This is a genomic window from Idiomarina sp. HB (genome assembly GCF_048059115.1).
In the GTDB taxonomy this organism is placed as follows: Bacteria; Pseudomonadota; Gammaproteobacteria; order Enterobacterales; family Alteromonadaceae; genus Idiomarina; species Idiomarina abyssalis.
Window position 1 is genome coordinate 622,292 of sequence record NZ_JAYLVU010000002.1, and the last position, 13,832, is coordinate 636,123.

General features: G+C 50.8%; 11 protein-coding genes. 7 read left to right on the plus strand and 4 right to left on the minus strand.

Translation table 11 applies throughout. The features are described from left to right. Positions 1-125: 125 nt before the first annotated feature. On the minus strand, positions 126-875 hold the full coding sequence (locus VBY75_RS08690) for a 3',5'-cyclic-nucleotide phosphodiesterase (RefSeq protein WP_416512076.1): 750 nt from the start codon (positions 873-875) through the stop codon (positions 126-128). 67 nt (positions 876-942) lie between these two features. On the opposite strand from VBY75_RS08690, the gene VBY75_RS08695 reads away from it, so the two are divergent. The 4 genes from VBY75_RS08695 (at position 943) to VBY75_RS08710 (ending at position 6,699) form a co-directional block, all read left to right on the plus strand. Next, positions 943-1,575, plus strand: coding sequence for a DUF998 domain-containing protein (locus VBY75_RS08695; RefSeq protein ID WP_199494092.1), 633 nt, complete (start codon positions 943-945; stop codon positions 1,573-1,575). Continuing rightward, entirely contained in the window at positions 1,568-3,817 is a 2,250-nt protein-coding gene (locus VBY75_RS08700) for a heavy metal translocating P-type ATPase (protein WP_416512079.1), read from the plus strand. The genes VBY75_RS08695 and VBY75_RS08700 overlap by 8 nt, the downstream gene beginning before the upstream one ends. Before the next feature lie 5 nt (positions 3,818-3,822). Next, positions 3,823-4,569, plus strand: coding sequence for a glutamate racemase (gene murI, locus VBY75_RS08705; RefSeq protein WP_054490523.1), 747 nt, complete (start codon positions 3,823-3,825; stop codon positions 4,567-4,569). 441 nt (positions 4,570-5,010) lie between these two features. After that, positions 5,011-6,699: an NAD-dependent malic enzyme gene (locus VBY75_RS08710; protein ID WP_416512081.1), complete on the plus strand. Its 1,689-nt coding sequence runs from the start codon at positions 5,011-5,013 to the stop codon at positions 6,697-6,699. Here the strand turns inward: VBY75_RS08710 and VBY75_RS08715 are convergent. Then, complete coding sequence (locus tag VBY75_RS08715) at positions 6,696-7,847, minus strand: trans-sulfuration enzyme family protein (protein ID WP_416512083.1); 1,152 nt, start codon at positions 7,845-7,847, stop codon at positions 6,696-6,698. The genes VBY75_RS08710 and VBY75_RS08715 overlap by 4 nt on opposite strands. A gap of 83 nt (positions 7,848-7,930) precedes the next feature. On the opposite strand from VBY75_RS08715, the gene azu reads away from it, so the two are divergent. The 3 genes from azu (at position 7,931) to VBY75_RS08730 (ending at position 12,618) form a co-directional block, all read left to right on the plus strand. After that, entirely contained in the window at positions 7,931-8,380 is a 450-nt protein-coding gene (azu, locus tag VBY75_RS08720) for an azurin (protein ID WP_054490527.1), read from the plus strand. 87 nt (positions 8,381-8,467) lie between these two features. After that, positions 8,468-9,511: an efflux RND transporter periplasmic adaptor subunit gene (locus VBY75_RS08725; protein WP_054490684.1), complete on the plus strand. Its 1,044-nt coding sequence runs from the start codon at positions 8,468-8,470 to the stop codon at positions 9,509-9,511. After that, positions 9,511-12,618 carry an efflux RND transporter permease subunit gene (locus VBY75_RS08730; RefSeq protein WP_416512086.1) on the plus strand — a complete coding sequence of 1,036 codons (3,108 nt, stop codon included), beginning with the start codon at positions 9,511-9,513 and terminating at the stop codon, positions 12,616-12,618. The genes VBY75_RS08725 and VBY75_RS08730 overlap by 1 nt, the downstream gene beginning before the upstream one ends. On the opposite strand, the gene VBY75_RS08735 is transcribed toward VBY75_RS08730, so the two are convergent. Further along, positions 12,615-13,370 carry a transporter substrate-binding domain-containing protein gene (locus VBY75_RS08735; RefSeq protein ID WP_416512089.1) on the minus strand — a complete coding sequence of 252 codons (756 nt, stop codon included), beginning with the start codon at positions 13,368-13,370 and terminating at the stop codon, positions 12,615-12,617. The genes VBY75_RS08730 and VBY75_RS08735 overlap by 4 nt on opposite strands. Beyond that, positions 13,371-13,826, minus strand: a complete 456-nt coding sequence (locus VBY75_RS08740; protein ID WP_416512091.1) for a TerB family tellurite resistance protein — start codon at positions 13,824-13,826, stop codon at positions 13,371-13,373. Positions 13,827-13,832: the final 6 nt, after the last annotated feature.

The following is a 13,832-nucleotide window of genomic DNA, read 5'->3' on the forward strand; positions in this document are numbered from 1 at the left end:
CTCCTACAGCAGAAAGCCCACGGGTTTGATGCCTCTTGCAGCTCGCGCTGCACACCTCCTCAATAGTCCCTGCAACCGTTGGGGCGCTCGCTATCCATGGTATCTCACCTGATATAAATGTCAGATTACAACACCACCGTATTTTTATGCGGTGGGTTGGTTGCTAAGGTTTTGCGCAGGGCAATTTCGTAGCTGGGTTTCAGGTGAGTTACCCAAAGCTCAACGGGTTGTTGCTCTAAGCTTTTCAGGGCGCTTTCAAGTAAGCCAGGGGTCATGTGTTTGGTTTTCTCTGCAACCTGCAGTAACTCGTCGGGAAAAGCGCATTCCAGCATTAGGGTGTCGATATGGCCTAAGCGGTTAAGCTGTTCGGTCAGTTGCTTGCCGGCAATGGTATCGGCAGGGAAGACAAAGTGTTTGCCGTGGCTTTTTACGCTGTAACCGACTGTTGGCACGCTGTGCTCGACGGCAAAAGCTTTAATTTCCATACCTTCAAGCTCTATGCATTCACCCGGGTGAATTTCTTTAAAGGTTAGTATCGGCTCCGGTCCTTCGGTCATGCTGCTGAGTTCAGGCCAGATATCGCCGTTAAAAATGTTATTCTTCAGCTTCTCCAGGGTATGAGCCTGTGCGTATACGGTGACGGGTAAGTGCTCACTTCCGTACTGGTTACTTAAAAAGGTAGGAAGCGCCGCTATGTGGTCCATGTGTGAATGGGTTAAAAACACATGCCGAACTTGGTGCATTTGTGCCAGGCTGAGTTGATTCAGACCGGTGCCTGCGTCAATCACAATGTTATGATTGAGCTGAATACAGGTTGAACCGCCTTTGTTGTCGCCGCTGAGTCCACCGCTGCAGCCAAGCACTTGAATATTCACAATCTGTTCCCATCTTGGTTTACACTGTAGTGAAAGATTATCACATTAATACAGCCGAGGAGGCTACATGCAAAACGCACCGACGAAAAGCTCTCCAGTGATGCCGCAACTCATTATTCTGACCTTGTTTTGGGTTGGGCTGCAGTTGGTGGCAACCTGGGTAAAAGACGACTTTTCACATGTCAGCCAGTACATCAGTGAAATTAATGCCACCGGCAGTACCGCGGCGGGCGCTTTTGGCTGGGTGGGTTTTATTCCTCTGGCGATGATTTCCTTCGGCGTTTTGTTAACAGCCCGGCCGCATTTGCGGGTGCAAGGCATCAGTCATTTAGGCTGGGCGTTACTGTTTTTCTATCCGGTTGCTTATCTCGGTGCGGCTATAGCGCCCTGTGACCTGGGCTGTCCGACGGATGGTTCCAGCTCTCAAGCGTTACATAATATTATCAGCATAGTCAGTTACTTTGGCTTCGCGCTGGGCACCTTGCTGCTGACCTTTACACCAAGAACTACCTGGCCGGTGCGTTGCGCGTTTGTCCTGCTGTCAGTGATTATTGCTTTAGGCTTTGTATTGATGATTAATCCAGAGCTGGCAGAGGTGCGCGGTGCCATGCAACGTTATGTTGAGCTGGCGCAGTTGGTCGTGTTTTGGCTGCTGCTGTGGTTGAAACCTGCAGAGGCCGACGGAGGTAGTGATGAGTAATTCCGTTCGTTTAAGTATTGAAGGTATGAGTTGTGCGTCCTGCGTTGGACGTGTCGATAAGGCGCTTAATGGTCTGGATGGTGTTGAAGATGCCTCGGTGAATCTGGCGTCGGACAGTGCCGAAGTAACTTACTCTGACAACGTTTCTGTCAATGATCTGATTAAGGCGGTGAAAGGTGCGGGCTATGATGCCCACGAAGTGCTTGATCGCGATAAGCAAATGCGTGAGCAACGTGAGCAACAGGCAAAGGAGATGCGAACGTTAAAAGGCCAGTTATGGCTTTCAGCTCTGTTGACGTTACCGGTGTTTATCCTTGCTATGGGCAACCATATGGTGCCGGTATTTTCCGAGTGGGTGCATAACTCACTGGGCTTACAAACCAGCTGGTGGATACAGTTAGTGCTTACTACCGTCGTACTGGCGGTTCCTGGGTCGCGCTTTTATAAACTAGGTATTCCTGCGCTATTCCGTGGGGCGCCGGACATGAATTCTCTGGTGGCTTTGGGTGCTACCGCAGCCTGGGGTTACTCGGTAGTAGCCACGGTGTTTCCGTCCTGGCTGCCGAGCGAGTCAGTGAACGTTTACTTCGAAGCTTCGGCGGTTATTGTCACGCTGATTCTGGCCGGGCGCTTTATGGAAGCGCGTGCCAAAAGCCATACGTCCGATGCTATTCAGCGACTGATGAGTCTGCAAAGTAAAACCGCACGAGTCGTGCGGGACGGTGAGGTGACTGAAGTCGATATTGCTGAACTGGGTAAAGGTGATGAAATTGAAGTGCGTCCGGGCGAGCGTATTGCACTGGATGGCGAAGTGTCTTCCGGTGACAGCTATGTGAACGAAGCCATGATAACCGGCGAACCCGAGCCGGTGCATAAAGAGAAAGGCGACAAAGTGGTCGGCGGTACCCTGAACGAAAAAGGGACGCTGCGGTTTAAAGTGACGGCGACCGGCGAAGGCACAGTGCTGGCGCAGATCATCCGTATGGTCGAGCAGGCTCAGGGCAGTAAACTGCCGATTCAGGATACCGTGAACCGTATAACGTTATGGTTTGTGCCGGCTGTCATGCTGGTGGCGCTGCTGACCTTTGTGGTGTGGTACTTTGCGGCCAGTGAGTCAGCACTCACATTCGCTTTGGTAAACGCGGTGGCCGTGTTAATAATTGCCTGCCCCTGCGCGATGGGGCTGGCAACGCCTACGTCTATTATGGTGGGTACAGGTCGCGGTGCTGAAATGGGCGTACTGTTCCGTCAGGGCAGTGCTCTGCAGGCGTTGCAGCAGTCGAAAGGCGTTATTTTTGATAAAACCGGTACACTGACAGAAGGCAAACCAACCATTACCGACTGGCTTACCCTGAGTGACTTTGATGAAAAAGAGGTGCTGACATTAGCTGCCTCGGTTGAAGCTAAGTCAGAACACCCCACTGCAGAAGCTCTGGTCAACTATGCCAAAGATGAGGGCGTTAATATCAGCGAACCCGACAGCTTTGAAGCCATTTCCGGCTTGGGTGCTACGGGTAAAGTCGATGGTAAAACACTTTATATTGGTACCAGCGAGTTGATGCAGGACAACAATATTTCGCTGGATAACGAACCCGATGACGCGAAAAACTGGTCTGAAAGTGGCCGTACGCCCATTTATGTGTCGGTCGATGGAAAGCTGGCTGCGGTATTTACTCAGGATGATCCGATTAAATCCAGCGCCAAAGAGCTGATTAAGCGCTTGCATGATGACGGCCTGAAAACGGCAATGGTCACAGGAGATGCCGAGTCCACTGCAAAACGCATTGCCAAAGAACTGGGCATTGACGAAGTGGTGGCTAACGTTAAACCCGATGGCAAAGTGGATGCCGTAAAGCGCCTTAAGAAGGAGTGGGGTCAAGTCATATTTGTAGGTGACGGTATTAACGATGCGCCGGCATTGGCCTCTGCTGATGTGGGTTTTGCTATTGGTACCGGCACCGACGTGGCGATTGAATCCGCCGATGTGGTACTGATGTCAGACAACCTGACCGTGGTGCAGCAGTCCTTCGCCTTGTCGGAAGCAACCATGCGTAATATTCATCAGAATTTATTCTGGGCGTTTGCCTATAATACCGCACTGATTCCTGTTGCCGCCGGCGTACTGTATCCGTTTTTTGGTATTTTGCTGTCGCCTATGCTGGCGGCAGGTGCTATGGCGCTGTCCAGTGTCTTTGTCATAACCAACGCGCTGCGTCTTAAAACGGTAAGCCTGGAGAAATAGTAAGCATGAAAGTTGGAGTTTTTGATAGCGGTGTGGGTGGTTTAACAGTGGCGCGGTCACTGCAGCAAAGCGGTTGTTTCAGCGAGTTGCTGTATTACGGAGACACCGCCCGGGTGCCGTACGGTAGCAAGGACAGCAATACGGTCACGCGCTACGCGCTGGAAGCGGTGGAGTTCTTTAACGGCGCCGATGTAGATTGCCTGGTAGTGGCTTGTAACACCGTGAGTGTGACTGCATTAGAGCAAATGCAGAAGTTCTCTAACAAGCCAGTTTACGGGGTGCTGGAGCCGGGTGTTATGGCACTGCAGCAACTGCAGGGTATTGATACCAGCGCCCGGGTACTGGTTATTGCTACGCGGTCGACCATAAACTCCGGTGCCTACCAGCAGCAAATACAAGCGTTGGGCTACAACCAGGTAGACGCCATGCCTACGCCCTTGTTTGTGCCTATTGTCGAAGAAGAGCTTTACGACGGACCGATACTGCAGGAAACCTTTAAGCATTATTTCAGCAAGCTTGAAAAGCCGGACGTGGTGCTGCTGGGCTGCACGCACTTTCCGCTGATAGCCGAGAGCATTTCCGACTACTTCAGCGGCGCCAAAACCATCCATTCCGGCGAGGCCATGCTGTCCTGGTTAAAGCAACATCTGGACTTAAGCGCCCAGTTCGAAAGCACACCGCTGCACATTATAGCCACTGAAAACGTCGACGCCGTCAAGCGCACCGCCACCCGCTGGGGCCTGAAACTTTAATCCCAGGGGCAGGCTTCGCCGGCAATTCGGCTGAGAAAAGAACTCGTGGCTTGAGGAGACGCTGCAAGTTCATCCATGAACGCTTGACGAAGGCCATCCATGGCCTTCGACACTCCTCAAGCCACGAGTTCTTTCCTTTATCGCCTTTTGCCGCCAAAGCCTGCCCCTGGGATTAACTTCCTATCTAAGATATTTGTGCCAGATGAAAATGCGAGATAGCGAGTGCGCAAAAGGATTAGCAGTGGGACTTTGGAGGTGTGCAGCGCCATGGATGGCGCTGCCCAAGCCCTACAGGGATGTATTCACGGGCGTCCTCCAAAGTCCCACTGATAACCTCAGCACTCGCGTTTTCCTCGGTATTCCAATCCAGCGAAACATGTGAATCGCAGCCGCGTTTTGCTATGATATTCGTATTACTTTGGCTTTCAGGAGTTTGTACTTATGCCGCAGACGCAGCGTCCGCTTTATATTCCCTATTCTGGCCCTAATTTGTTGGAAACCCCGCTACTGAATAAGGGCAGTGCGTTCAGTAAGGAAGAGCGTGCCGCGTTTAACCTGACCGGTTTGTTGCCGCCTCGCTATGAGAGCATTGAAGAGCAGGCTGAGCGTGCTTATATGCAGTACCGGAGCTTTGAAACGCCCATTAACAAGCATATTTACCTGCGTGCTATTCAGGACAACAATGAAACCCTGTTTTATCGCTTATTAACGGATCATCTGGAAGAGATGATGCCAATCATCTACACCCCGACCGTGGGTGATGCCTGTGAGAAGTTCTCGGATATTTACCGCAGCTCACGCGGCTTGTTCATTTCGTATTCGGAGCGTGATCAGCTGGACGATATTCTGCGCAATGCTACTAAACAAAAAGTGAAAGTGATTGTCGTCACCGACGGCGAGCGCATTCTGGGCTTAGGTGACCAGGGCATTGGTGGCATGGGTATTCCGATTGGTAAGCTGTCGTTATATACCGCCTGCGGCGGCATTAGCCCGGCGTATACGCTGCCGGTTATGCTGGATGTCGGCACCAATAATGAAAAGCTTCTGGAAGACCCAATGTACATGGGTGCCCGGCATAAGCGCATTGGTCAGGAAGAGTACGACGAGTTTCTCGATAAATTCATCAAAGCGGTTACCAAACGCTGGCCTGGTGTGATGCTGCAGTTTGAGGACTTTGCTCAGCCTAATGCTATGCCGTTGCTGCGACGCTACCGCGATGAAGTCTGCTGTTTTAATGATGACATTCAGGGCACGGCCTCTGTGACTGTGGGTACCTTACTGGCGGCCTGTCGCCAAAAAGGCAAAAAGCTCAGCGAGCAGAAAGTGGTATTCGTTGGGGCCGGTTCAGCTGGTTGTGGTATCGCCGAGCAAGTCATGATTCAAATGACTGCTGAGGGCTTAACCGAGGAGCAGGCGAAGAAACAGATATTTATGGTCGATCGCTTCGGTCTGGTGATGGACACTATGGACGGGCTGCGCGATTTCCAGCAGGCATTAGCGCAAAAAAACGCCGACCTGAATGACTGGGAATACAGTGGTGATTATCCGTCGTTGCTGGACGTGATGCATTGTGCTGAGCCGGATATCTTAATTGGTGTTTCGGGTAAAGCCGGATTGTTCACGGAGCAGGTTGTGTCGACCATGGCCAAAAACGTCGAGCGTCCCATTATTTTCCCATTGAGTAACCCGTCAAAACATGTGGAAGCGCACCCGGCCGATGTTCTGAAGTGGGCAAAGGGCAAGGCGATTGTGGCTACCGGAAGTCCGTTTGGAGAAGTTGAGTACGATGGCAAAATTTATCCGGTAGCTCAGTGTAACAACAGTTATATTTTCCCGGGTATTGGCCTTGGTGTGCTGTCGGTTAAGTCGCAACGGGTCAGTGATGAAATGCTGCGTGTGGCAAGTAAGACGTTAGCAGCAGCTTCGCCCAGCGCTAATGGTAAAGGCGAGGAATTACTGCCGGCTTTTAAAGACTTGACGCAGTTGAGTAAAGACATTGCTTTTGCGGTGGGTAAAGTGGCTCAGCAGGAAGGTCTGGCACTGGAAATTGATGACGATACGCTGCGTGAGCGCATCGACAACAATTTCTGGAAGCCGGAATACCGCTTCTATAAGCGCGTCAGCATTTAAGCGTGCGCGCTGTCGATGGCCTGCTGTAAATCTGCCAGCAGGTCATCGGCGTTTTCAATTCCTACCGACAAACGCAATAGGTCTAAGGGTACCGGGGTATCCGGCCCTTCAATGCTGGCGCGGTGTTCGATCAGGCTCTCTACACCACCTAATGACGTAGCGCGATGCCAAAGCTGAGTTTTTGCGGCAACGGCAATAGCGGCTTTCTCACCACCCGCCAGACGGATAGACAACATACCGCCAAAACCGCCCTGCATTTGCTTAACCGCAATATCATGGCCCTCAAAGCTTTTTAAACCCGGGTACAGCACTTCAGTGACTTTTGGGTGTTGCTCTAATTGCTCCGCAATGTACAACGCATTTTGGCAGCTTTCGCGTACTCGTAAGAACAAGGTTCGCATGCCGCGTAGTAGCTGAGCTGCATCTTGTGGCCCCGGAACTGCACCGTATTGCGCACGAATGGCAACCAGGCGTTTCCAGAAGTCGTTATCTTCGCGGGCAGCGAGAGCGCCAGAGATAACGTCGGAGTGACCGTTAAGATATTTTGTGGCGGAATGCATGACAACATCGGCACCGAGATCCAGCGGTTTAGTCAGCAAAGGTGTGGCTACTGTAGAGTCTACCGCCAACAAAGCGTCGCAGCTGCGAGCTATATCAGCTACCGCAGCAATGTCGGTGACTGTCCACAAAGGGTTGCCTGGAGTTTCCAGCCAAATGAGCGTAGGAGCCTTTTCTGAAATGGCATGGCGCAACTCGTCCAGGTTCGACGTATCGACAAAACGAACGTCCAGTCCGCTATCGACCCCGAAGGTCTGCAGCCATTTGCGCAACGCCCAGTACATGACTTTAGGGGCTATGACTGAGTCTCCGGGTTTTAACGCTTGAAAAACCGTGGTTGCAGCAGCCATGCCGGAGGCAAATAGACGCGCGTCGGCCGCATTCTCCAGTTCTGCTAATAGTTTTTCTGCGGGACGGTAAGTGGGGTTATCAGCTCGCGAGTACACACGACCAGTACGATATTGATTATCCTCATCGCGCAGGTAAGTCGTTGATGTGTATACTGGAGGGATAATTACGCCATTCTCGTTGTCAGAGTGGGTACCTCCCTGAGCAAGGAGCGATTGTGGCGAAAATGGATGTTTCGTCATATAAATTCTCGTTAAAGTAATCTCAATGCGAGATTTTACGTATAAGGAAGGAATCATTTCATACTAACCGAAGAGGTATTGCAATGCGTTACATAATTTCTGCACTACTGGGTTCGATGTTGTTTGTCGCAAACGCCGCACAAGCTAACGAATGTGAACTCACTATAGATAGCAATGACAACATGAGGTTTGATACAAAAGAGATGTCCGTGCCAGCGAGCTGTGACGAAGTGACTGTAACTTTGACTCACTCAGGTAAGCTGGATAAGAAAGTCATGGGCCATAACTGGGTTCTGAGTGAAGCTGGCGATATGCAATCAGTTGTTCAGCAAGGTATGTCAGCTGGTATGGAAAGCCAGTATGTACCGGACTCAGATGCCGTTATTGCGGCAACCGATGTGATTGGCGGTGGTGAAGAAACCTCAGTGACTTTCTCTACTGAAGGTATGAGTGCAGACACTGATTATAAATTCTACTGCACCTTCCCTGGTCATTCAGCCATTATGCAAGGCAGCTTTGCGATTAAAGAATAGTTGTAGCAAACCTGCGTTATTGCTTATTGATTAATACAAACTGCAGCCCCCGTGGCTGCAGTTTTTTTGGAGCACTAATTGACCGTTATGAAGTCTTTACTCATTGCTTTATTGTTCGTTCTGTCACTGCCAGGTGGATACAGTCAGGCTCAGCAATTTGGACCTCGCGAAGCTTTGGTCATTGTCCAGCCTGTATCTTTTGAGCGTGAACGTAATCGGGTTGAAGCCGTTGGCACGGCTGAGGCGGTTCGCTCTATTACCATTTATCCGGCGGTAGGTGACCGAGTGGTTGCGGTGAATTTCAAGCCGGGCGATAAAGTTGAAAAAGACCAGTTGCTGGTTGAACTCGATGCCCGCCGACAGCAAGTTGCGGTGGAGCAGGCACAGATTAATTTACGCGATGCAGAGCGTACGGTAGAGCGTTTACGAGCCAGCCGTGAACAAGGCGCTGTGCCCCAGTCAGAGCTTGATAACGCGATATTATTAAGAGATTTAGCCCGCGTCGAATTAGATAACGCCAAAATTGAATTAGAAGACCGTTTTATTCGTGCACCCTTTGAGGGAATTATCGGTATTACCGATGTTGAAGTGGGCGACCGCATTGACCAACAAACCGCTATTGCTACTTTAGATGATCGTTCGACCTTATTAATTGATTTTCGTATTCCTGAAGCGGCGGTTTCGTTACTGCAGGATGGCGCTGAATTGCAGGTTCAGCCATGGCGATACTCAGGCACACCCGTTACAGCTGAAATTATCGAGCTGGACTCACGCATTAACGCAACGACCCGTATGTACCGGGCACGCGCAAAAATCAGTAATGATAATGACGACTTTTTACCCGGCACCAGTTTCAGAACCGCAATAGAGTTGGCAGGTGAAGAGTTTGCTTCGGTTCCTGAAGCCGCTTTGTCCTGGGGTGTGAATAACCCTTTTGTCTGGGTTGTGGAAGACGGTAAAGCTGCGCGTATTGAGGTACAGATTGAACAACGCCTGGCCGGGCGAGTGCTGGTATCAGGTAATATTCAACGTGATGACTTGCTCATCGTTGAAGGCGTACAAAGCCTTCGTGAAGGGCAGCCTGTTGTGTTTGATCGGGCCACCCTCGATACGCAAGAGGTCACCGAATAATGTCAGACCAGCAGATAAATAACCAACAGGACGCGAACGACTTACCATCGGTGTCGATTCGTCGCCCGGTACTGATTGTTGTTCTTAACGTGCTTATCGCCATAGCGGGTATTGCGGCCTTAATGGGCGTTGAAGTGCGTGAGCTGCCTGACGTTGACCGACCGGTTGTCGGGGTGAGCGCAACCTTGCCCGGCGGCGCGCCAGAAACCGTTGATGCTGAAGTGACCAGTATATTAGAAGGTGCTGCTGCGCGAGTTTCTGGCGTGGAGTCCATTCGTTCGTCGAGTGAAGAGAACAGTGCCCGTATTTCTATCGAATTCCGACCCGGTGTGGATTTAGACGTTGTAGCCGCGGAAGTACGCGAAGCGGTTAACCAGATACGTCGTGAACTGCCGGATGATGTCGAACAAATAAACGTTCGTAAAGCTGACAACGATGCGCGCTCGGTACTGGATATAGCCGTTAGCAGCGACTCCTTAACACTGGAAGAACTGACCCGTCGGTTGGAAACCGATTTATCGCCTGAATTTCTGGCTATTAATGGCGTAGCCGATGTCCGTTTAAATGGTGACCGCGAACGAGTATTGCGCGTTGACCTTGATCCTCTGAAGCTGGTGAGCTTTGGTTTGTCGGTCACGGATGTCGCCGATGCCTTGCGTCAGGCACCTTTTGATGTGCCAGCCGGTAGCCTGCGCTCAACTGACCAGCGCTTGATTATTCGAGCCGATGCAACGGCCATTACTGAAGAGCAAGTTGAAAACATTATTGTCCGCGATGACACTCGTGTGGGTGATGTCGCCCAGGCTTATTTCGCACCCGCCGATGCTAACAGCTTTGTCCGCTTAGATGGTAAGCCAGTGGTTGGGTTAGGGGTTATACGTCAGGCGGGCTCCAACACGATTGAAATTTCTGATAAAGCCCTGGCGGTACTGGAAAGGTTACGCGAGCGCTTCCCCGACATGGAAATGAGCATCACTAACGACGATGCGCAGTTTATTCGTAAGTCCGTTGCTGAAGTTGTCACGACTCTGGCAATTACTATTGCTTTGGTTGTCGCCACTTTATGGGTGTTTATTGGTTCATTCCGGGCAACAATTATTCCTGCCTTTTCAATTCCTGTTGCGCTATTTGGTGCCGTAGCCGCTATATGGTTGATGGGCTTTTCCATTAATATTCTGACGTTGTTGGCGCTGGTTCTGGCTACCGGGCTCATTGTCGATGACGCTATTGTTGTTACTGAGAATATTCAGCGACGCCGCAGTATGGGACTTGGAAGTCGTGCGGCTGCGGTATTGGGAACACGTGAGGTTTTCTTCGCGGTGGTTGCGACTACGGCGGTATTGGTGGCGGTGTTTGTGCCCATAGCCTTTTTACCGTCAACGGCGGGTCGACTGTTCCGTGAGTTTGGTGGTGTGCTGGCGGCGGCTGTGGTTATTTCTTCTTTTGTTGCCTTGTCTTTGGTACCCGCATTTACTGCGCGTTTGCCAAAGTCTGCCGGGCAGAGTAACCGTTTTGCCAAAATTGGTAATGTGTTTAAACGCTTCTATAAGCGAACGCTGCACAAAGCGCTCGATTTTAGCTGGGTAATCGTGATTTTATCACTGCTGTCTGCTGGCGGTGGCGCTTTGTTGTACAACCAGATTAACAGTGAACTGATGCCCAACGAAGACCGTGGCTCGGTCAGAGTATTCTCTCGCGGACCCGATGGTGTTGGCCTTAAATTCATGGACAGGCAGGCGCGTAAGTTAGAAGAGATTTTGCTTGAATACAAAGAAAGCGGCGATATCGAATCAATTTACACCGTGGTGGGTCAGTGGGACCCCAACCTGGTGTTCATTACTGCTAATCTGAAACCCTGGGAAGAAAGGGATATTAGTCAGCAGGAGATCATTAATAACATCCGGGAGCCGCTGAGCCAGGTACCGGGCGCGCCGGGACGTGCTTTTGGTGATAACAGTCTGAATTTACGAGGTCAGGGCGGCGGCCTTGAAATGGCGATTACCGGCGAGAACTACGATGATATATTCAGAGCCGCCCGTGAATTTACTGCGGTTATAAAAGAGCGTATGCCGGAGCTTGGTGAGCCTAATGTCTCTTATCAGCCGACACAGCCTCAGTTGCGGGTGAAAATTGACAGGCGCCGGGCTGCTGAGCTGGGCGTTTCATTAAGCGATATATCTTCAACGTTACGCGCGGCGATTAACGGTGATGATGTTGCTGATTTGAACGTGGGTGACCAACAAATTCCGGTAATGCTGCGTACACGGAACAACCTGATACAGTCACCTCAGGATATGCAAAATCTGTATGTCTCCTCCAGTAGCGGCGAGCTTGTGCCAATATCCAGCATTTCCGAAATAGTCGAAGAGGGCGTGTCTGCAGAGTTAGAGCGACAGGCTCAGCGGCGCGCGATAGAAGTCGATGCGGATTTACCGGAAGATCTGCCTATGTCGGAGGCTGTAGAGCAACTGCGCGCTATTGCTGACGAGGTGCTGCCCGATAGCATGGGGCTGGTATTCCTGGGTGAAGCTGCAACCTTTGAGGATACCTCGCAAGAAATTGCCATGACCTATATTCTGGCATTTTTGATTGTGCTGTTGGTTCTTGCTGCGCAGTTTGAGTCATTAAACAGTGCGGTAGTGGTTATGCTGACGGTTCCGTTTGGTATTGCTGCAGCTATTTACGCCTTGTTCCTGACCGGCACATCAATGAACATCTATTCGCAGATTGGTCTGGTCATGTTAATAGGCTTGCTAGCGAAGAACTCGGTGTTGTTGGTTGAGTTCGCCGATCAGCTGCGAGACAGGGGAATGGAAGTGCGCGAAGCAATAGAAGAAGCTGCATTGATTCGTCTGCGCCCCATTATGATGACTCTGGTTTCGACCATACTTGGCGGACTGCCGTTAATTCTGTCTTCTGGTGCCGGTGCAGAGGCACGTAACTCTATTGGTTGGGTGGTCTTTGGCGGTCTAGGCTTGGCGACATTGTTTACGCTGTACCTGACTCCGGTGCTTTACCTTTGGTTAGCCCGCTTTACCAAGCCGCGTGCCGATGAGTCTGCTCGTCTGGAAAATGAAATGCAGCAGGCCAGAGAAAACGGCCATTAATGTGGAATGTGAGAAGTAACCCAGCGCTGGATATTCCAGCGCTGGCGTATATCATCAAGCTCTCCGCTGTCTTCAAGGTGTTGTAGAGCTCGGTTTATATGGCCTAAAAGCTCAGTGTTGTTGGTTTTGACAGCAAAACTGACGGGAACTCTGATTTGAGGCTGCCATAAAATACGCACGTTAACGCCTATTTCATCAGCAAGGTACCGACCGACTTTTTCGGGCATAATAACGGCCTCAACTTCACCAATAGCAAGCTGAGTCATGGCTTCTTTTTTTGAGTCGGCCTGCTGAATTCTGATGGCATTGTGCAGGCCTATCTTTGCCAAATGTTGCTCCAGTACCGAGTGACGATCACCACTAATACGTTTGCCCACTAGCTTGCGAACCGATTCCGGACTGCTTTCCTGATCAAGTACAAATAAAGTCGCCAGCCGGTGGTAATAAGGTTGGCTAAAATCAAAGTAAGCCTGTCGAGCTTCGGTAGACTCCATACCAATAGCTAAGTCCAGCTCGCCATAGCGAAGCAGGCTGACCACATTGTCCCAGTCGTACTGATGAAGGCTTAAATCTTTTTCCAGATAGTTAAAAATGGCACGAACAATGTCAACATCAAAACCCGCGGGCTCTCCGTCCTGGCTAAACTGAAAAGGCGGGTAGCCGGTTGCCATGCCCGCTTCTTCAGCCAGGCTGTCAGCCACAAGGGTGAAACTTAATGACGCGGCAGCAAAGAAGGTGGGTAGCAGCCGCATTTAAGAGTCGATAACCCTAAGTTTGCTACGAATGTAGTCAGCGTGACTGATATAAAGTAAGTCAGCAAGTTTGCGCAACATACTTTCCTCATGTGGATCAAGTGCACTATCAGCGTAGGCAACAGCCCACAAATTTTCCAGTAATTCAACGCGTTGCTCGTAGCTAATGGCTTTTAACTGTGCTGTGAAATCGTGCAGCGATGAGGCTTCCTGTACTGCCTGCACGGCTTCTTTAATTGCGTTGTCAGCCTGGTCACCGGTAATACCGTATTCGCGCTCTAGCTCATCCAATAAGTGCTCACGCTCTTCATCGGATAGCTTGCCATCGGCCAGACTAATTTCTGTCATTAGAACCAGCGACAGAAAAGCGTCGTTTGAAAGACCCTCTACCTGGTGCATGTTGGCCTGTTCAGCCGGTGTTGTTTGTTGGAAAAAGTTTTGCAGAGCTTTGAGCATACAACA

Coding starts and splice junctions, on each gene's coding strand:
- VBY75_RS08695 (WP_199494092.1), top strand. CDS start 943: ATGCAAAACGCACCGACGAAAAGCTCTCCAGTGATGCCGCAACTCATT.
- VBY75_RS08740 (WP_416512091.1), bottom strand. CDS start 13,826: ATGCTCAAAGCTCTGCAAAACTTTTTCCAACAAACAACACCGGCTGAA.
- VBY75_RS08735 (WP_416512089.1), bottom strand. CDS start 13,370: ATGCGGCTGCTACCCACCTTCTTTGCTGCCGCGTCATTAAGTTTCACC.
- VBY75_RS08725 (WP_054490684.1), top strand. CDS start 8,468: ATGAAGTCTTTACTCATTGCTTTATTGTTCGTTCTGTCACTGCCAGGT.
- VBY75_RS08710 (WP_416512081.1), top strand. CDS start 5,011: ATGCCGCAGACGCAGCGTCCGCTTTATATTCCCTATTCTGGCCCTAAT.
- VBY75_RS08700 (WP_416512079.1), top strand. CDS start 1,568: ATGAGTAATTCCGTTCGTTTAAGTATTGAAGGTATGAGTTGTGCGTCC.
- azu (WP_054490527.1), top strand. CDS start 7,931: ATGCGTTACATAATTTCTGCACTACTGGGTTCGATGTTGTTTGTCGCA.
- VBY75_RS08730 (WP_416512086.1), top strand. CDS start 9,511: ATGTCAGACCAGCAGATAAATAACCAACAGGACGCGAACGACTTACCA.
- murI (WP_054490523.1), top strand. CDS start 3,823: ATGAAAGTTGGAGTTTTTGATAGCGGTGTGGGTGGTTTAACAGTGGCG.
- VBY75_RS08715 (WP_416512083.1), bottom strand. CDS start 7,847: ATGACGAAACATCCATTTTCGCCACAATCGCTCCTTGCTCAGGGAGGT.